Raw genomic sequence first — 502 nt, forward strand, 5'->3', positions numbered from 1 at the left:
TCTCGTAGATGTGTAAAAGACACAGGTATCGGAACCCGAGCGGGTGTCAAAAGGCCCCCCAGCCCCTCCCCCGTTGGCCGACAGACCCGGGAAACACAGCTAGCTGTTTCACCGGTTTCCCCACTTCAGGCTGTGAACACCGGCCACAGCACCAGGGACTTTGGGCCGGGTTGTCTAGCCCTAGCGGGCTCAGGGGCCACACTACACCCGCCATGCCTCCTTGACAAGCCCAAGGCTGACTCCTAAACTGTCCTTTGCCTTCGCCGGGATGGTGGAACTGGTAGACACACTATCTTGAGGGGGTAGCGAGCGCAAGCTCATGCGGGTTCAAGTCCCGCTCCCGGCACCAAACATAGGAGCGATGCGTGCATCGCTCCCGTGTCCTTATACCACTTTGACGCTGCCCACGAGCTTACCCTGTGTGATCTCGTGTTACGCCGTCGCACAAGAAAAATAAAAAATACCAATAAACATCATCTAAAGACTACTGTTCTACATAAAA

Annotated in this window: 1 tRNA gene; it reads left to right on the plus strand. The window is 55.6% G+C overall.

What is annotated here, in order from left to right:
• Positions 1–262: 262 nt before the first annotated feature.
• A tRNA-Leu gene (locus tag EKL94_RS22305) sits at positions 263–349 on the plus strand.
• Positions 350–502 lie beyond the last annotated feature (153 nt).

Source organism: Stenotrophomonas maltophilia, from assembly GCF_003970865.1.
GTDB classification, from domain to species: domain Bacteria; phylum Pseudomonadota; class Gammaproteobacteria; order Xanthomonadales; family Xanthomonadaceae; genus Stenotrophomonas; species Stenotrophomonas maltophilia_AR.